The 15403-nt window shown below is 71.4% G+C and carries 19 protein-coding genes; 4 read left to right on the forward strand and 15 right to left on the reverse strand.

Annotation, left to right across the window (positions count from 1 at the left end; translation table 11 throughout):
• Window positions 1-29: 29 nt before the first annotated feature.
• Entirely contained in the window at window positions 30-581 is a 552-nt protein-coding gene (locus AC07C1_RS08255) for a tetratricopeptide repeat protein (protein WP_478937725.1), read from the reverse strand.
• Window positions 582-667: 86 nt separating this feature from the next.
• Here AC07C1_RS08255 and AC07C1_RS08260 point away from each other — a divergent pair, with 86 nt between their 5' ends.
• Window positions 668-1060, forward strand: coding sequence for a hypothetical protein (locus AC07C1_RS08260; protein WP_478937726.1), 393 nt, complete (start codon window positions 668-670; stop codon window positions 1058-1060).
• 79 nt (window positions 1061-1139) lie between these two features.
• On the opposite strand, the gene AC07C1_RS08265 is transcribed toward AC07C1_RS08260, so the two are convergent.
• The 7 genes from AC07C1_RS08265 to AC07C1_RS08295 form a co-directional block, all read right to left on the reverse strand.
• Window positions 1140-2732: a DUF1996 domain-containing protein gene (locus AC07C1_RS08265; RefSeq protein WP_478937727.1), complete on the reverse strand. Its 1593-nt coding sequence runs from the start codon at window positions 2730-2732 to the stop codon at window positions 1140-1142.
• A 173-nt stretch (window positions 2733-2905) separates the two neighbouring features.
• On the reverse strand, window positions 2906-3559 hold the full coding sequence (locus tag AC07C1_RS08270; RefSeq protein WP_478937728.1) for a LuxR C-terminal-related transcriptional regulator: 654 nt from the start codon (window positions 3557-3559) through the stop codon (window positions 2906-2908).
• Window positions 3544-4830: a sensor histidine kinase gene (locus tag AC07C1_RS08275; protein WP_478937729.1), complete on the reverse strand. Its 1287-nt coding sequence runs from the start codon at window positions 4828-4830 to the stop codon at window positions 3544-3546. Before AC07C1_RS08275 ends, AC07C1_RS08270 begins: the two co-directional genes overlap by 16 nt.
• Window positions 4831-4861: 31 nt before the next feature.
• A complete protein-coding gene (locus AC07C1_RS08280) occupies window positions 4862-5908 on the reverse strand; it encodes an NAD-dependent epimerase/dehydratase family protein (protein WP_478937730.1) in 1047 nt (348 codons plus the stop codon).
• Between the two features lie 62 nt (window positions 5909-5970).
• Window positions 5971-6537, reverse strand: coding sequence for a winged helix-turn-helix domain-containing protein (locus AC07C1_RS08285; RefSeq protein ID WP_478937731.1), 567 nt, complete (start codon window positions 6535-6537; stop codon window positions 5971-5973).
• A 515-nt stretch (window positions 6538-7052) separates the two neighbouring features.
• Window positions 7053-8084 (reverse strand): glutamine synthetase, encoded by a 1032-nt coding sequence (gene glnII / locus AC07C1_RS08290; RefSeq protein WP_478937732.1) that lies wholly within the window; start codon window positions 8082-8084, stop codon window positions 7053-7055.
• A gap of 212 nt (window positions 8085-8296) precedes the next feature.
• Window positions 8297-8761 carry a MarR family winged helix-turn-helix transcriptional regulator gene (locus AC07C1_RS08295; RefSeq protein ID WP_478937733.1) on the reverse strand — a complete coding sequence of 155 codons (465 nt, stop codon included), beginning with the start codon at window positions 8759-8761 and terminating at the stop codon, window positions 8297-8299.
• Window positions 8762-8829: 68 nt separating this feature from the next.
• On the opposite strand from AC07C1_RS08295, the gene AC07C1_RS08300 reads away from it, so the two are divergent.
• Window positions 8830-9723 (forward strand): alpha/beta fold hydrolase, encoded by an 894-nt coding sequence (locus AC07C1_RS08300; protein WP_478937734.1) that lies wholly within the window; start codon window positions 8830-8832, stop codon window positions 9721-9723.
• Between the two features lie 3 nt (window positions 9724-9726).
• Here the strand turns inward: AC07C1_RS08300 and AC07C1_RS08305 are convergent, their stop codons facing one another.
• Together AC07C1_RS08305 and AC07C1_RS08310 are read right to left on the reverse strand one after the other, a co-directional pair.
• Window positions 9727-10461 (reverse strand): hypothetical protein, encoded by a 735-nt coding sequence (locus AC07C1_RS08305; RefSeq protein WP_478937735.1) that lies wholly within the window; start codon window positions 10459-10461, stop codon window positions 9727-9729.
• A 119-nt stretch (window positions 10462-10580) separates the two neighbouring features.
• Window positions 10581-10949, reverse strand: coding sequence for an arsenate reductase family protein (locus AC07C1_RS08310; RefSeq protein ID WP_478937737.1), 369 nt, complete (start codon window positions 10947-10949; stop codon window positions 10581-10583).
• 220 nt (window positions 10950-11169) lie between these two features.
• Here AC07C1_RS08310 and AC07C1_RS08315 point away from each other — a divergent pair, with 220 nt between their 5' ends.
• The gene (locus AC07C1_RS08315) at window positions 11170-11484 is read left to right on the forward strand and encodes a hypothetical protein (protein WP_478937738.1); all 315 of its coding nucleotides are present in this window, start codon (window positions 11170-11172) and stop codon (window positions 11482-11484) included.
• Between the two features lie 36 nt (window positions 11485-11520).
• Here AC07C1_RS08315 and AC07C1_RS08320 read toward each other — a convergent pair whose 3' ends face one another.
• The gene (locus tag AC07C1_RS08320) at window positions 11521-12282 is read right to left on the reverse strand and encodes an alpha/beta fold hydrolase (RefSeq protein WP_478937739.1); all 762 of its coding nucleotides are present in this window, start codon (window positions 12280-12282) and stop codon (window positions 11521-11523) included.
• 158 nt (window positions 12283-12440) lie between these two features.
• Here AC07C1_RS08320 and AC07C1_RS08325 point away from each other — a divergent pair, with 158 nt between their 5' ends.
• Complete coding sequence (locus AC07C1_RS08325; protein WP_478937740.1) at window positions 12441-12716, forward strand: hypothetical protein; 276 nt, start codon at window positions 12441-12443, stop codon at window positions 12714-12716.
• A 16-nt stretch (window positions 12717-12732) separates the two neighbouring features.
• Here the strand turns inward: AC07C1_RS08325 and pspAB are convergent, their stop codons facing one another.
• The 4 genes from pspAB to AC07C1_RS08345 all read right to left on the reverse strand — a co-directional run bounded on the left by pspAB (window position 12733) and on the right by AC07C1_RS08345 (window position 15382).
• Complete coding sequence (gene pspAB, locus AC07C1_RS08330) at window positions 12733-13317, reverse strand: PspA-associated protein PspAB (protein ID WP_478937741.1); 585 nt, start codon at window positions 13315-13317, stop codon at window positions 12733-12735.
• A 35-nt stretch (window positions 13318-13352) separates the two neighbouring features.
• A complete protein-coding gene (gene htpX / locus AC07C1_RS08335; protein ID WP_478937742.1) occupies window positions 13353-14282 on the reverse strand; it encodes a zinc metalloprotease HtpX in 930 nt (309 codons plus the stop codon).
• A 124-nt stretch (window positions 14283-14406) separates the two neighbouring features.
• The gene (locus AC07C1_RS08340; RefSeq protein WP_478937743.1) at window positions 14407-14661 is read right to left on the reverse strand and encodes an SCO2583/SCO2584 N-terminal domain-containing protein; all 255 of its coding nucleotides are present in this window, start codon (window positions 14659-14661) and stop codon (window positions 14407-14409) included.
• A 130-nt stretch (window positions 14662-14791) separates the two neighbouring features.
• Window positions 14792-15382, reverse strand: coding sequence for a cysteine hydrolase family protein (locus AC07C1_RS08345; RefSeq protein WP_478937744.1), 591 nt, complete (start codon window positions 15380-15382; stop codon window positions 14792-14794).
• Between the last annotated feature and the right edge of the window lie 21 nt (window positions 15383-15403).

Genomic DNA, 15403 nt, shown 5'->3' on the forward strand with positions numbered 1-15403 from the left:
CGGTGGGAGGTCACCGCCGGACGAGTGGTTCATGCCTCCGGTTCCACCAGGGCACGCGCGTAGTTGGCCATCGACCGCTGGTAGCGCGGCAGATGCGGAGCCAGGGCGCCGAGCACGAGGGACAGGCCCTCGCGGTCGCGCCCGAGGCTGGACAGGCACAGCGCGAGACATGCCCGCACCGCGTCGTCCAACTCGTCCGACGGGGCGTCAAGTTCGGGAGTGAGCAGCTTCACGCCCTGCTCGGCCTGCCCGATGTTCCGGAGCGAACTCGACAGCTGGATCCTGGCCCGCCGCCCCTTGTAGCCGTCGAGTCCGCGCGCGAGCGCCTCCCGGTACAGCGGCACCGCCTTGTCCGAGTGCCCGGTCGAGTCCCAGGCGCAGGCCTGCTCGAAGGGGGCCAGGGGGCTGTCGTCCGGCAGCTCGGCGACGAGCGCGTCGATCACCGCGCGGAACTCGTGCGCGCGCTCTTCCGGACAGTCGTTGAAGGACGCCCAGGCGGCGGCCACGCGGTCTTCCCAGTTCTGGTTCACCGGGTCACCCTCGCACACCCGTGCGCATCCGGTCGGCGGATTTGAGCGCATCGCGCGCGGGAGCCGTATCCGGGGGGACGGGGCCCCGCGCCGGGGCCCCACGCGGCATGCTTGGCCCACCAGGACCGGAGGAACAGATGAGGTTGACAGGACTGCTGCTCGGCGCCGCGGCCGTACTGGCGCTGGCGGGCTGCGGCGCGGGCGGGGACACCAAGGCGGTGCCGCCCACCGCGACCGGCAGCCTGGAGAGCCTGGCGGCCGAGGTGAAGTGCAAGCCGGACATGCAGACCGACGCCGACGAGATCCGCCAGGCCATCTGCCACAACGGTGACGGCAGGTTCGTCCTCGCCACCTTCGCCACCGACCGCGGCCAGCGCGAGTGGATCAACGACGCGAAGGACTACGGCGGTTACTACCTCGTCGGCCGCAAGTGGGTGGCCGTCGGCGACGACGGGGTGGTCAAGGCGCTGCGCGGCACGCTCGGCGGCGATGTGGAGACCGGCGTCGACCACCACGCGCACAGCGGCTGACGCGGTCGTACCCACGGCGAAGGCCGGTGACGGGAGGGGGATCCGTCACCGGCCTTCTGTCATGCGCCCACTGCGGGGGTCAGGAGCAGTTCTGACCGCGGTTGATGCAGTTGGCGATCTTGTTGGCCAGACCGTTCCGCGTGACACTGATGAAGTCGTCGTGGTCGGTGGCCGCCTTGTGCAGCTGCTCGGGGAAGCCGTCCACCGCGTAGGCGTTCTTCACCTGGCCGTTCTGGACGGTCGGCGGGGTGATGTTGTACACCAGGCGCATCGTCAGCTGCGGGATGGCCTTGAACCCGTTCCCGCAGACGCCGCTCGCCGGATCGGGGAACGCGACGTGCGTGCGGTGGTTGGCGCTGTCGGTGTTCTGCCCGTCCCAGCAGCTCTGGAAGGCGAACGTGCGCACCACCTTGCTGCCCTGCGGGCAGATCGGGTACTGCGTGGTCAGCTGGACCTTGTTCTCGAAGCCGGTGCAGCTCCAGTGCGCGTTGGCGTTCGCCAGACCGTTGGTGGTGGTCTTGGCGTCACCGGTGATGATGCGCAGGAACTGCGGCATCGCGACGACCTTGCTCGCCGGGCTGCCCACGTACTTGATCTGGGCCTGCACCGGGGTCAGGATCTTGCCGACGTTGCCTTCCTTGCCGCCGCCGTCCTTGTTCTGGTCGAAGTCCTGGGTGCCGTCCTGGATACGGACCACCGGCCAGTAGTACGACGACAGGTCGCTGCTGTTCTGGCAGCTGGTGCCGCCCTGCAGGAACGTGTTGTTGCTGGCGAACGCGTTGATCTTCTGGTTGCCGACGTAGTCGTGCAGGTGGTGCGCGCCGTTGGTCACACCGGGTGCCACGATCACGTTGTCGGTGTTGAAGTTCTTGTTCGCGTTCACACCGCAGCGCGTGGTGAACGTGCCCGTCGAGGCGTTGCCGGTGCTGGCCGGCTTGCCCTGGACGTTCGGTGCGACCTTCGTGATGTCGACGAAGTCCGCCGCCGCCGGGCCGTTGCCGGCCTGCCCGCCGACGTTCTGCTGCTGCCCGGCGTTGCCCTGCTGCTGGCCACCGTTCTGTTGCTGGCCGCCGTTCTGCTGCTGGCCGCCAGTCTGCTGCTGACCGCCGTTCTGTTGCTGGCCACCGTTCTGTTGCTGGCCACCGTTCTGTTGCTGACCGCCGTTCTGTTGCTGACCGCCGGCGGTGGTCTGGCTGGCGGTCTGCGTGGTGCAGGCGGCGAGCTGCTTCAGCGCGTTGTCGAAGGCGCCGCCGACACGCTGGATGTCGATGCGGATCCGGTCGATCGTCGCGGACCGCTTCTCCTTCAGGGGCCCGACGATCGCGTTCTGCGCGAAGCTCGCGTCCTGCGTCTGCGCCTGCCGGGTGGAGGCGAGCCGGGCATAGGCCTCGGTGATCTGCTTGTCGAGGTTCGCCAGCTCCGTCGCCACGCCCTGCCGGGCCGCGTTCGGCACGTTCGTCAGCTTCTGGCCGACGTCCGGGCAGGAGATCGTCGCGACCTGAGCCGTCGCGGCCTTGGTCTGGTTGCCTCCCCACGTCTGGTGGTTCGACTCGTGCGCCGAGGCGTAGAAGTTCGCCCAGATCAGCCCGCCCCCACCGAGCGCTAGGGCCGCCGATGCGGCTATGGCCTTGGTGGCCAGCGGCGTACGGCGTTTTCGTGTGTTGCGTCCCATGGAACTCCTCTGACTTCCTTGCGGGGCAGCATCGAGGCGCCCGACAGGAGTGAAGCGGCGTCCTTTCATACGGACGCCGCCCCAGTGGTGTTCACCGGTCTCACAGATTCATCACGGGTTCGCCGAACCACAGTGGCCTCAACAGCTGCCTGAGCAGCGGAGGTTCACGGAAATCAGCGATCACGATCGAGATGGGCGAGCACCGCCAGAACGCGCCGGTTGTCATCGTCCGACACCTCAAGGCCCAGTTTGGTGAAGATGTTGGAGGTGTGCTTGGCGATGGCCCGTTCCGTCACCACGAGCTGCGCCGCGATGCCCGCGTTCGACCGGCCCTGCGCCATCAGCTCCAGCACCTCCCGCTCGCGCGGGGTGAGCCGGCCGAGCGGCTGGTCGTCGGTGGCCCGCCGGGACAGCAGCTGCTGGATCACCTGCGGGTCCATCGCCGTACCGCCCCCCGCCACCCGGCGTACGGCGTCCACGAACTGCTCGGCGTCGAAGACCCGGTCCTTCAGCAGATAGCCGATGCCGCCGTTGCCGTCGGCGAGCAGCTCACGCGCGTACAGCTGCTCCACGTGCTGGGAGAGGACCAGCACCGGCAGCCCGGGACGCTCCCGGCGGGCCGCGAGCGCGCACTGCAGGCCCTCGTCGGTGTGCGTGGGCGGCAGGCGGACGTCGACCACGGCGACGTCCGGGGCCGACTCGGCGAGCGCCCGGGTCAGTTCGGGCCCGGACTCGACGGCGGCGGCGATCTCGAAGCCGTAGGCCTCCAGCATCCGGACCAGCCCGTCACGCAGCAGGAAGAGGTCTTCGGCTACGACAACACGCACGGCATCTCCATGGTCACCATGGTGGGGCCGCCGGCGGGGCTGCTGACGGCCAGGACGCCGTCGAATGTACCCAGCCGCCGCTCGACCCCGGCGAGTCCCGAGCCGGCCCCGATCACCGCGCCGCCCCCGCCGTTGTCGGTGACCGTGATCCGCAGCCTGCCGCCGGCGTGGTGCACGTCGACCCAGATCCGGTCGGCGCCGGAGTGCTTGACGGCGTTCGTGAGTACCTCGCTGACCGCGAAGTAGGCGGCCGACTCCACCGGCGCGTCCGCCCGCCCGGGAAGCTCCACGGTCACCTCCGTGGGCAGCGGCAGTCGCAGCGCCAACGCCCGTACGGCATCGCCCAGTCCGCGTTCGGCGAGGACCGGCGGATGGATGCCGCGCACCAGGTCGCGCAGTTCCTCCAGGGCCTCCGCGGAGTGCCGGCGGGCCTGCGCGAGCAGCTTCTTCGCCTGGGCCGGGTCGCGTTCGACCAGCATCTCGATGGTGCCGAGATCCATGCCCATGGCGACGAGCCGGGCCTGGGCGCCGTCGTGCAGGTCCCGCTCGATCCGGCGCAGCTCGGCGGCGGAGGTGTCCACCGCGTCCCGCCGGGTCTCGGTCAGCACCCGCACCCGCTCGGCGAGTTCCCCCTGGTCGCCGCCGAGTACGGCCCGGGTGAGCCGGAAGTGCGCGGTGAGCAGCCGCGGGGTGAAGCGGTAGGCGGCGACGAGGATGACGGCCGCCAGCCCGGCCGCGGCGAACGCGGACGCCTGCCCGCTCACCGGAACGAAGCCGTACCAGTACGGCCCGTACTGCCCGTGGGAGCCGCCGGTCATCGTCCGCCACAGTCCGGCCGCCAGCGCGAAGCCCTCGAAGGGGTAGAAGAGCAGGACGGCCGGGAGCAGCGCGGTGACGAATCCGGCCGTCATGTCGGCCGGCAGCCACCGCAGATCCCGCCAGGTCGCGGGGTCGGCCAGCATCAGGACGGTGCGGGTCCACGGGTTGGCGCCCTCGGGAACCGGCCGGTAGGCCGACCGGATCGGCACCCCGCACCACTCGGCCGCGAGCCGCCGCCGCGTGTCCGCGAAGTCCCGTACCCCGCCGAGTATCGCGGGTGTCGTGAAGATGCCGAGGCCGAACGGGATGAGCACGATGGACACAAGGGCCAGAGTGAAGCACAGCACGGCGATGGGCAGCATCGCCAGCGCCAGCACGAGGCCCCGTACGGCGGCGAGCACGACCTCCCGGACCCGGGTGCGGATGCCGTCGCTCTTCGTGTCGTTGTTCATGGCGCCAGTCTTGCCGACCCCTGTGAGCGGGTCAGTCGTCCGAGGCCCCCTCTTCGGGGGTGGTGTCAGGTACACCACCCGTTGCCGCCAGCACCTTCGCCTCCGCCTCCGGGTCGATGCCCTTCGCCGTGCGGTCGGGCCGACGGGGCGCCACGCCGCCGATCTCCGTCAGCCACCGCCAGGTGTCGATGACGGTCTCGCCGACCGGCCGGCACACCAGTCCGGTGGCCACCGCCCGGGACACGTCCGCGCGGTGCACGGCGTCGTACATCTCGCCGCCCGGCGGCACCCACACCGGCAGCTGGGTCCACGGCTCGATCCCGGCGTCCAGGATCACCTCCGGGTCGGTCCAGCGCAGCTCGGCGTCCGCGCCGGTGGCCCGGACGCACGCCCGGAGCAGCTCACCCATGGTGGTGTGGCCGGGCGGGCTCACCAGGTCGTACGGTCCGCTCAACTCCCGCTCCACCGCACCGGCGACCCAGTCGGCGAGGTCGCGCGCGTCGATGTACTGCAGCGGCAGATCCCGGGGCCCGGGGGCGAGGACCGGACCGCCCCGGGCGATCCGGGTCAGCCACCAGGGCAGCCGGCCGACGTTCTCGTACGGGCCGAGGATCAGCCCGGCCCGCACCAGCAGCGAGTCCCGCGCACCGAAGGCCTCCACGGCGGCCAGCTCGCCACCCCGCTTGTCCCGCGGGTAGTCGGTCGCCCCGGCACCGGCCTCGGCACCCTCGACCAGCGGAGCGTCCTCGGTGCCTCCCGGGGGCCAGGGCCAGGCGTACACGGACCGGCTGGAGACGTACACGTACCGTCCGGCACGGCCCCGCAGCAGCCGCGCCGCGTCCAGCACCGCGCGCGGCGCCGCCGACCAGGTGTCGATGACGGCGTCCCAGGTGCCGTCGGCGGCGGCGAGGGCGGCGAGGCCGCCGGGAGCGGTGCGGTCGCCGTGCAACGACCGTGCCCCCGAGGGGGACCGGTGCCGTCCCCGGTGGAAGACGGTCACCTCCCAGCCGCGCCACAGCGCGGCCTCCACGACGGCCCGCCCCACGAACTCCGTACCACCCAGCACAAGAAGTCTCATGCGGCTGATCGTGCCCGGCCGGGACACGGCTCGGTGCGGGAATCCGCCGAGGGCAGAGCGGGTCAGCGGCCGGTCGGCGGGGTGTACTTGTAGCCGACCCGGCGCACCGTCTGGATCGTCTGACGGTGCTGGGCGCCCAGCTTGCGGCGCAGCCGGGCGATGTGCACGTCGACGGTGCGGCCGTCACCCACGTGGCCGTAGCCCCACACCGTGGTGACCAGCTGGTCGCGGGTGTGCACCCGGTTCGGGTGCGCCACCAGGTGGGCGAGCAGCTCGAACTCCAGGTAGGTGAGGTCGAGGTCACGGCCGTCGACGCTGGCGATGCGCTGCACGGCGTCGATCCGCACCAGTGCGTCGGTGCCGGCGTCCGCCTCGGCCCCGGTCCCGTCCGGCACGGCGACCGGCAGGAACGGGGGCCGCTGGTCGGCCGGGACCAGCACCAGGTAGCCCACCATCGGCGGCTGGCCGGGCACGGTGGGCAGGGTGTGCTGCGGTGCGGGCAGCCAGGTGGCCCCGGGCGGCAGGAAGTCCGCGACGTCGACCACCTCGTCCCGGTCGACGGCGCGCAACCGGTGCCGGGCGGGGGCGGTGAGGGTGGAGGCGGAGGAGAGAGAACGAGTGGTCGCCATGAGAGGTCAGCTCTTTCGCGCGAGGAGTTCGTCGGGAGGAGCGACGGCCGCGATTCGTGGTCGGGCGCGCCGAAGGACGTACGTCGTTTCGCGCTGGCCGAAGGCCGGGGTGTACGGCTTTAGAGGGCCCGCGCGTTCGTCGCGCGGCAACACACCCGGTCGAAATCGTGGTGCTGACGGGAAGGCCAGAAGGGCTCGAGGTCATGGCGACCCGTCACGCTGCACTTCTGGAAGCTGGCCATGCGCCCATTGAAGCAGAAGAGGGCGCCGGACAGGACCCTCCTCTCACTGCTTGGACGCCTCCTTGGCGTGAAGTCGACGCTGCGCGTGGCACCCGGACGGCCGTACGGCCCTGATCAGGGGGTTCCGCGCAACTCGCGTGTCCGGTATGCCGTCTCGGCATCCGGACGGGTCCGGCCATCGCCTGCGCGGGGCCGGCGACCGCCGTACGCCGGGCCCGCATGCCGAAGGGGGCGCCCGCCGTTGTGGCGGGCGCCCCCTTCCTGGAGCCGGGGTCAGACCTGGCCGGCCTTCTCCAGGGCGGAGCAGCAGGTGTCCACGATCAGGCGGGTCACCACGTACGGGTCGACGTTGGCGTTCGGGCGGCGGTCCTCGATGTAGCCCTTGCCGTCCTTCTCGACCTGCCACGGGATGCGGACCGAGGCGCCGCGGTCGGAGACGCCGTAGGAGAACTTGTCCCACGGGGCGGTCTCGTGCAGACCCGTCAGGCGCTCGTCGATGCCGGCGCCGTAGTGCTTGACGTGGTCCAGCGGCTTGGAGCCCTCGCCGAGCGACTCGCACGCGGTGACGATCGCGTCGTAGCCCTCACGCATGGCCTTGGTGGAGAAGTTGGTGTGCGCGCCAGCGCCGTTCCAGTCGCCCTTGACCGGCTTCGGGTCGAGGGTCGCGGAGATGCCGAAGTCCTCGGCGGTGCGGTACAGCAGCCAACGGGCCACCCACATCTGGTCGGAGACCTCCAGCGGGGACAGCGGACCGACCTGGAACTCCCACTGGCCGGGCATGACCTCGGCGTTGATGCCGGACAGACCCAGGCCCGCCGTCAGGCAGTTGTCCAGGTGGGCCTCGACGATCTCGCGGCCGAAGATCTCGTCGGCGCCGACACCGCAGTAGTAGCCGCCCTGCGGGGCCGGGAAGCCGCCCTCGGGGAAGCCCAGCGGGCGGGAGCCGTCGAAGAACGTGTACTCCTGCTCGATGCCGAAGATCGGCTCCTGCGCGGCGAACCGCTCGGCGACCTCGGCCAGCGCGGCCCGCGTGTTGGACGGGTGCGGCGTCATGTCCGTGTCCAGGACCTCGCACAGCACCAGGATGTCGTCGCCGCCGCGGATCGGGTCGGGGCAGGTGAACACCGGCTTGAGCACGCAGTCCGAGGAGTGGCCCTCGGCCTGGTTCGTGGAGGAGCCGTCGAAGCCCCAGATCGGCAGCGACTCGAGACCGGCCGGGGCACCCGTGATGATCTTCGTCTTGGAACGGAGCTTGGCCGTCGGCTGGGTGCCGTCGATCCAGATGTACTCGGCCTTGAAGGTCACGGGGACACATCCTTCGGGGGTGGGTCGGGCGCACTCGGGGGTGCTGCGGCGCTGCGGCACCGGTGCGCCGCTCGATCTGCCGGGCAGCCTGTCAACAGGCCGTTTCCCGTCGATTGCTCGTATGTGAACCCCGTGTTACCTGGTCGTTCCGTGGCGCAGCTCACCTTGTGAGGGCACGCCGTGCGGGGTATGGCGGGCGAGGCGGGGCGGGCTCACTCCGCTCCGGCCGCGATGTCCCGCACTCCGCGCAGGAAGTCCCGGACGGCGTCCTGCTGGTGGTCGTCGTAGCCGCGCAGCAGCTCCACCGAGCGCTCGATCAACGGACCGAAGAACGCCCAGCCGAGTTCCACGGCGCGGTCCTCCACCTCCACGACGACCTTCCGCCGGTCCTGGGCGCCGCGCACCCGGCGCACCTGCCCGGCCCGCTCCAGCCGGTCGACGAGTGCGGTCGTACCCGCCGAATTGAGCCCCAGAACGGCACCGAGCCGCCCGGTGCTCATCTCCTCACCCGCCCTCCGGGCGTCCATCAGCGCGATCAGGGCGCGTACGTCCGTCGGGTGCATGCCGTGGCGCTGCGCGAAGCGGGCGCTGTGCAGGCCGAGTTCGACGGTGGCGGCCCGCAGCAGATGGACGATCTCCAGCTCGGGCGCCGGAACGGGGTCGGGCGGGGTGGGCATGAGGACCCTCCGGACTACTATCTCGCTCAGCGAATATCTTGTCGAACGAGATAATAGGGGGTGGTGTCATGACCGGATACGACCGCGACGCGTTCCGGGTTGCGTACGACAAGGTCCTGGCGAAGTGGCCGGGCGACCGGGAGGCCCGCACCGTGCCCACGCCGTTCGGCGAGACCCGCGTCAACGCCTGCGGTCCGCGCGACGCGCCCCCGCTGCTGCTCCTCCCGGGCGGCGGTGGAGCGACCTCCGCCTCCTGGTACGCCCAGGCCGCGGCCCTCTCCCGCCTTCGCCGCGTCTACGCCGTCGACCTGATCGGTGCCCCGGGTCTGAGCGCGCCGGCCGGCGACCGTCACCCCCGTACGGTCGCCGACCTGGCCGACTGGCTGGACGCCGTCCTGGACGGTCTCGGCGTCACCGCGGCCGACATCGGCGGGCACTCCTACGGCGGCTGGATCGCGCTGCACCACGCCCTGCGCGCCCCGGCCCGGGTACGCCGCCTGTTCCTCCTGGACCCGACCCAGTGCTTCGCCGGGTTCCAGGCGGCATACCTGTGCCACGCCCTGCCGATGCTGCTGCGGCCCACGCCTCGCCGGGTCCGCGCGTTCCTCGCGTGGGAGACCGGGGCAGGGCTGTCTCCCGCTCGGGCGATGCCGGGAGCGGGGGAGGCCCTGGACCCCGACTGGCTGCGCCTGCAGGAGGCCGCCGCCGGCTTCCCGGGCGCGAAGCCGGTGACCGGCCCGCGCCCGGCGCCGGGCGCGCTGCGCGCCCTGCGGGTGCCGGTCCTGCTGCTCGTGGCCGCGAACAGCAGGACCCATGACCCCACCACGGTGGCGAACCGGGCCGGCGCGATACTTCCGCGGGTGGAGACCGCCGTACTGCCGGAGGTCTCGCACCACGCGCTGCCGCAGGGGGCACCGCCCGCCCTGACCCGCCACCTCATCGATTTCCTGTCCGGTGCCTGAGCCTCACCCCACCTTCTCGATCACCGCACGGCGGATGAGGAACTTGCCGGGCTCCCTGACCTGTTCGAAGGCCGCGTTGTTGAGCAGGACGCAGCTGCCGGAGACCGAGGTGACCTTCACCGTCGTGGACTTGTTGTTGTCCAGGTTGGTGACCTTCAGGGTCGTCCCCGCCGGGAACTGGCTGCTGGACGCGGCCGGGGCGCCGCCCTCGCCGGAGAGCGTCACCGTGGAGCCCTTGCACACCTGCTGGCCGGAGGCCGCGGCGGCGCCGCCGTTGTCGCCCGCGGCGCCGGTCTGCGCGGGCTGGGCGCTCTGCTGGGCGCCGCCGGCCTGCTGGCCGCCCTGCTGTGCGCTGCCCTGCTGGCCCGCGTCACCCTGCTGGCCCGCGTTGCCCTGCGCCGCCTGGGAGCCCTGAGCCGACTCCCCAACGGTGCAACCGGCCGCCTTCTGCTGGACCTTGATCTGCTCGATGACCGCCTGCCGGTTGGCGATCCGGGCCGCCGACTGCGCGTCCGGATTCGCCTTCTGGCCCTCGATGAACTTCTCGTTGTTGCCGAGGGCCGTGGCCAGCCCCTGACAGACGGTCGAGTCACCGGCGGACAGCGTCTTCGCGTTCTGCGGACTCTGCGCGGCGTTCGAGGTGGTGGCCAGCGCGAAGGCCCCGCCGCCCGCCACCGCCGCGGCGCTGACGAGCAGCGCGATCTTCTTCTTCGTGCCGAGAGTTCTCCTGCGCGACATCCGCGCCTCCTGACGAGGTAGGGGAGCGTACGCCGCTATGTACGAGATGCCGAACGAGGCTACTCAGCGGTTAGCGGAGTCATCCAAGTAACCTCCGTCACATTGGAGTTGAGCCCCGCTCAGCTCTTGCTGTGGGAGAGGGCCTCCCGCACCGCGTCCTCGCTGCGGGCCACCAGGGCCGTTCCGTCGTCGGCGGTGATGATCGGGCGCTGGATGAGCTTGGGGTGCTCGGCGAGCGCGGTGATCCACCGGTCCCGCGCGCTCTCGTCCCGCGGCCACTCCTGGAGCCCCAGCTCCTTGGCGGCCGCCTCCTGGGTCCGCGTGATGTCCCACGGCTCGAGGCCCAGCCGCTCGAGCACGGCCCTGATCTCGTCCTCGCTCGGCACGTCCTCCAGATACCGCCGGACGGTGTACTCGGCCCCCTCGGCGTCGAGCAGGCTGATCGCGCTACGGCACTTGGAACAGGCCGGATTGATCCAGATTTCCATGCGGCACACGGTACCCGGCAGCGGCTCTGTTCGAATTTCCGGTGTCTCCGCAGCCTCTTCTCGACCGGCTGTCACATGACCGCAATTTCCAGCGCTCACCTGGGTATTCGCCTGCCTCTGTGGACCTCCGATTGTCAGTGCCCGCCGGTAGACTGGATGCAGTGTTCGAGACAGTCGCCGGAACCCCGGAGGGCTGCCTGACCGCGACAGGAGGATGCCTGTGCCCGCTGCCGCCCTGAAGACGAAGCCGTTGCCGACCCAGTCCACCGCCAACCGTTCCGTACTGTTCGACTCGCCCTACGAGCCTGTCGTGAAGCGGCCGCTGCCGGCCGGGCGGCCGCGCGAGTGGTACGTCACGCACAACCGGCGCCTGAAGGCCATGCGCCTCGCCATAGCCCTGCTCGACTCCGGGATCCACCTGCCGGGCCAGGCGCGGAACGAGACGATCCGCGGCACGGCGGAGGAGATCGGGATGCGTCCGCCGTCCGACACGACCTGTCACATGGTGCGGGCGTTCATGCGCTACAGCCGCTGACGCCGGCGCCGGGTGCCCCGCGACCGCGGGGCACCCTCACCCGCCGGGCCCCACGGACACGGCCCGCCCGTCCGGCCCCGACGGGCGCGATGCCCTCAGCAGCGAGGTCACGAACTCACGCCGGTCCGCGCAGTGGTCGCGGAACCACTGACCCAACCGGTGCCCGGCCTCGGGAAGTTCGAGGCGGGTGTAGTCGGCGCGGGCCGACAGCGCGTCCTGCACGGCCCGCGTCACGGCCGGCGGGATGACCGCGTCGGTGCCCGGCACCGCCAGGACAGCCCGGCCCTGGTACGCCTCGAAGGCCTCCAGAGCGGGGGAGCGGCGCCAGCTGTCCGGCGTACGGATGATCGCGCTGAACCGGCCCCGGCCGTCACCGAAGGGCACGTCCCAGGCCTCGGGGGCGTAGACGGCGGGCGCGCACAGCCCCACGGCCACCACGCGGCGCCCGTACAGCCGTACGAGGTCGGCGACCGTCTGGCCGCTCATGCTGAAGCCGACCAGCACCAGCGGTTCGTCCGCCGGGGCATGGGCGTCGAGCACCGCCACCGCCTGCTCGCATCTCCGCTTCAGGCTGGACTCCGCGAGCGCGCCGCTGCTCTCGCCGTGCCCGGAGAAGTCGAACGCCAGGGCACGGCAGCCCCGCTCGGCGAACTCCTCGAGCAGTGGCAGGAGCCGTTCCTTGCTGCCGTTGCCGGCGCCGTGCAGGAGGAGCACGGTGGTCCCGTCCGGTGGGCCGGCGACGACTGCGCCGAGGCGCTCGCCGGCGTAGTCGCGGGTGATGACGGAGAGTTCGGCCATGGGCGTCATTCACTCACGCCGGCCCGCGCCGCGAAAACGGGATGCGGCCGCGGGATCGGCATCCCTACGCTGAACAAACGGTGCGAAGCCGACACACTCCACCCTCGTCACTCTCAGCACGCCACTGCCCTTGCCCCGCTCACCCACGGAGGTCCGACATGCGTGGCATCGTCGCTACCGGGACCGTCGTCCTGGTGATTCTCGGATTCGGAAACCACCTCTGGTGGCTCGCCGCCGTCGCGCTGCTCTATCTGTGCGCGACGCACGGGCGTGGTTCGCCCGGCACGCCACCCCCGCCCGCCGGCGCGGGTGCCGTCCCCGACAGCTACCGGGCCTACCGCGACCGCCGGGACCGGCAGGCCAAGTGGGAACGCCGCTACCGGCGGGAGCACCCCTGGGAGGCCCGGCGCCAGGAACGGGAGAAGAGCCGATGAGCCAGGGCGTCCCCGGTCACAGGCCGGGGGCGCCCCACACCGGGAACCAGCGGCTCAGGTCCTGCTCGATCCGCAGATCGTTCCCGAGCGCGGCCTTCACCCGCAGCTCCAGCGCGCCGTCCCGCCGATCGGCGGTGCCGGGCAGCGGAGCGAACGGGTAGAAGGTGCCCCGCTTGTAGAGGTAGACGAGCGCCAGCCGCCGGCCGGCGTCGTCCGTGAACCCGGCCAGCGAACACAGCAGTTGGGGGCCGAAGCCGTTGATCTCCAGCGAGCTGTTCACCGCGTGCAGGTCGTTGACCAGTTCCGGCAGCTGCTCGGGGGCCCGCCGGGACACCAGCCAGGAGTAGCCGTAGTCGTCCTGGCTCAGCTCCACCGGCGGGCCGGTGCGGTCGGCGTCCGCGTCGAGCAGCGCCTGGACCTCCCGGTGGGTCTGCTCGAAGGCCGCGCCCTCCACCGTGGCGAAGCACACCGCCCCGCGTCCGGTCGGCGTGAAACCGGCCGCCGCCTGCAGGGTGACGGCCGCCGAGGGCAGCGCGAACAGCTGGTCGAGGTCGGGTGCGACCGGTCTCGTACGCCCCAGCAGGATGTCCAGCAGCCCCAACGCTCAGCCCGCCTTCCGCAGTGCCGTGTCCCTCTTCAGTGTTCCTCGGCCCGCCGTCCGCCGGCGGCGGCCTCGCCCAGCTCCGCCGAGATGCGGCCCAGTTGGTCCAGCCGCTGCTCCAGGGTCGGGTGGGTGGAGAAGAACCGTTCGATGCCCGGCTCCTTGCCGGTCGCCGGGGTGAAGTAGAACGCGTTGAACGCCTGGGCCGTGCGCAGGTCCTTGGTCGGGATCCGGGCGATGTCCCCGGTGACCTTGGTGAGCGCCGACGCCAGCGCCGAGGGCCGGCCGGTCAGATGCGCGGCCGCCCGGTCGGCCGCCAGCTCCCGGTACCGGGACAGCGCCCGGATCAGCAGGAAGCTGATCGCGTACACGGCAGCGGCGACGCCGATCACGGCGGCGAACACGGCGGCCGTGTTCTGGTCCCTGCGGCCCCCGCCGAGGACCTGCGAGTAGAAGGCGAACCGCACGATCAGCCCCGCGATCACCCCGAGGAACGACGCGATCGTGATGACGGCGACGTCCTTGTGCGCCACGTGCGACAGCTCGTGCGCGAGCACGCCCTCCAGCTCGGCCGGCTCCAGCCGCCGTAGCAGCCCCGTGGTCACACAGACCACGGCGTGGTCGGGATTGCGGCCGGTCGCGAACGCGTTCGGCATGTCCATCGCGGACACGGCGACCACCGGCTTGGGCATGTCCGCGATCGCGCACAGCCGGTCGACCACCGCGTGCAGCTCGGGATACTCCTCCCGCTCCACCACCCGCCCGCGCATCGCGAACATGGCGATCCGGTCGGAGAACCAGAACTGCGCCACGAACATCGCCCCGATCAGGACGACGACCAGCAGCCAGGACCTCAGCAGCACGATCAGCGCGGCGACGAATCCCACGTACAGCAACCCGAGCAGAAACAGCGTGAGACCCATGCGTACGGTCAGCCGCCGATCGCTCCGGAAGCGGCTCTGCATCTTGCATCACCCCGCAGTCAGGCACTCGTCCCGCTGTCCAGTGTGCACCTGCCGACCGCCATCGGGAGGCCCCGAGCTGCTCCAGGAACGGCAAAGCCTCCGCCCGGCCAGGGCCTCCGCCCGGCTAGGAGGAGCGCAGCTGCACATATCCGATCAGGATCATCACCACGGCCACGCAGCCGATCACCACCGCCGTCGACATCCAGGACGACCCGCGCCGCGCCACCGGATCCGGATCGGCGCGGAACGGTGCCGGCTCCGGTGGGTTCTCCCGCCAGCGGGCGGCGAGCATCCGGGCCCGGGCCGAGGGCTCCTTGTGCTCGGCCGAGTTCGCCCAGAAATGATCGAACTCGAACTCCCAGTTGTCCTGTTCCGCCATCCCCGTTCAACCTCTCTCGTCCGACGAGTCAGGAGGGATGATCCCCCGACAATAGGAAGGCTGGGAAGCGGGAAAGGTTGCGCGACCCCGGCCAGGTCCCTCGGGCCCGGCATGATCCAAACGAAAGGCCCTAGCCCAGTGCGGCGGCCGACGGTACGACGACGCCGTACAGGTCCTCGATCGTCGCGAGCGCGCTGTGGTGGACCTGCTCGGCGGACACCTCGGCGACGGAGGTCCGCAGCGGCCGGGTCGCGCTGGCATCGGCGACCACGGTGGGCCGGTTGCCGCGCAGGAAGGCGCCCTGGGCGGTGAAGGCGACGCACATGTGGGTCATGAAGCCGGCGATGATCACGTCCTTGTGCCCGGCGGCCTCCACCTGGTCGGCCAGGTCGGTGCCGAGGAACGCGTCCGGTACCTGCTTGACGACCACGGCCTCGCCCTCGACGGGCGCGACCTTCGGGTGGATCTGGCCGATCTCGGCGCGGATGTCGTACGGCGTGCCCTCGCCGCCGTCGTTGACGACGTGGATGATCTTCGTGCCCGCGGCGCGGGCCCGGGCCAGCAGTTCGGCCCCGGCGTCGAGCGCGGCCTCCCAGCCCTCCAGCTCCATGACGCCCCGGGTGTAGGTGTTCTGGTAGTCGACCAGGATCAGCGTCGAGTCCGCGAGCGAAGCCGGGGTCTGGTCGAAGCCGTTGAGTTCACGCAGAGTTGTCGTTGCCATGACCGCAACGCTATGAGCGGC

The sequence above is a fragment of the Streptomyces sp. NPDC045022 genome, from assembly GCF_056432605.1.

What these genes read in the sequence shown, in the direction of transcription:
- AC07C1_RS08310 (WP_478937737.1), bottom strand. Translation starts at nt 10,949, where the DNA reads ATGGAAATCTGGATCAATCCGGCCTGTTCCAAGTGCCGTAGCGCGATC.
- AC07C1_RS08345 (WP_478937744.1), bottom strand. Translation starts at nt 15,382, where the DNA reads ATGGCAACGACAACTCTGCGTGAACTCAACGGCTTCGACCAGACCCCG.
- AC07C1_RS08275 (WP_478937729.1), bottom strand. Translation starts at nt 4,830, where the DNA reads ATGAACAACGACACGAAGAGCGACGGCATCCGCACCCGGGTCCGGGAG.
- AC07C1_RS08255 (WP_478937725.1), bottom strand. Translation starts at nt 581, where the DNA reads ATGCGCTCAAATCCGCCGACCGGATGCGCACGGGTGTGCGAGGGTGAC.
- AC07C1_RS08295 (WP_478937733.1), bottom strand. Translation starts at nt 8,761, where the DNA reads ATGCCCACCCCGCCCGACCCCGTTCCGGCGCCCGAGCTGGAGATCGTC.
- AC07C1_RS08305 (WP_478937735.1), bottom strand. Translation starts at nt 10,461, where the DNA reads ATGTCGCGCAGGAGAACTCTCGGCACGAAGAAGAAGATCGCGCTGCTC.
- AC07C1_RS08300 (WP_478937734.1), top strand. Translation starts at nt 8,830, where the DNA reads ATGACCGGATACGACCGCGACGCGTTCCGGGTTGCGTACGACAAGGTC.
- AC07C1_RS08265 (WP_478937727.1), bottom strand. Translation starts at nt 2,732, where the DNA reads ATGGGACGCAACACACGAAAACGCCGTACGCCGCTGGCCACCAAGGCC.
- AC07C1_RS08340 (WP_478937743.1), bottom strand. Translation starts at nt 14,661, where the DNA reads ATGGCGGAACAGGACAACTGGGAGTTCGAGTTCGATCATTTCTGGGCG.
- AC07C1_RS08285 (WP_478937731.1), bottom strand. Translation starts at nt 6,537, where the DNA reads ATGGCGACCACTCGTTCTCTCTCCTCCGCCTCCACCCTCACCGCCCCC.
- AC07C1_RS08260 (WP_478937726.1), top strand. Translation starts at nt 668, where the DNA reads ATGAGGTTGACAGGACTGCTGCTCGGCGCCGCGGCCGTACTGGCGCTG.
- AC07C1_RS08325 (WP_478937740.1), top strand. Translation starts at nt 12,441, where the DNA reads ATGCGTGGCATCGTCGCTACCGGGACCGTCGTCCTGGTGATTCTCGGA.
- AC07C1_RS08280 (WP_478937730.1), bottom strand. Translation starts at nt 5,908, where the DNA reads ATGAGACTTCTTGTGCTGGGTGGTACGGAGTTCGTGGGGCGGGCCGTC.
- AC07C1_RS08320 (WP_478937739.1), bottom strand. Translation starts at nt 12,282, where the DNA reads ATGGCCGAACTCTCCGTCATCACCCGCGACTACGCCGGCGAGCGCCTC.
- htpX (WP_478937742.1), bottom strand. Translation starts at nt 14,282, where the DNA reads ATGCAGAGCCGCTTCCGGAGCGATCGGCGGCTGACCGTACGCATGGGT.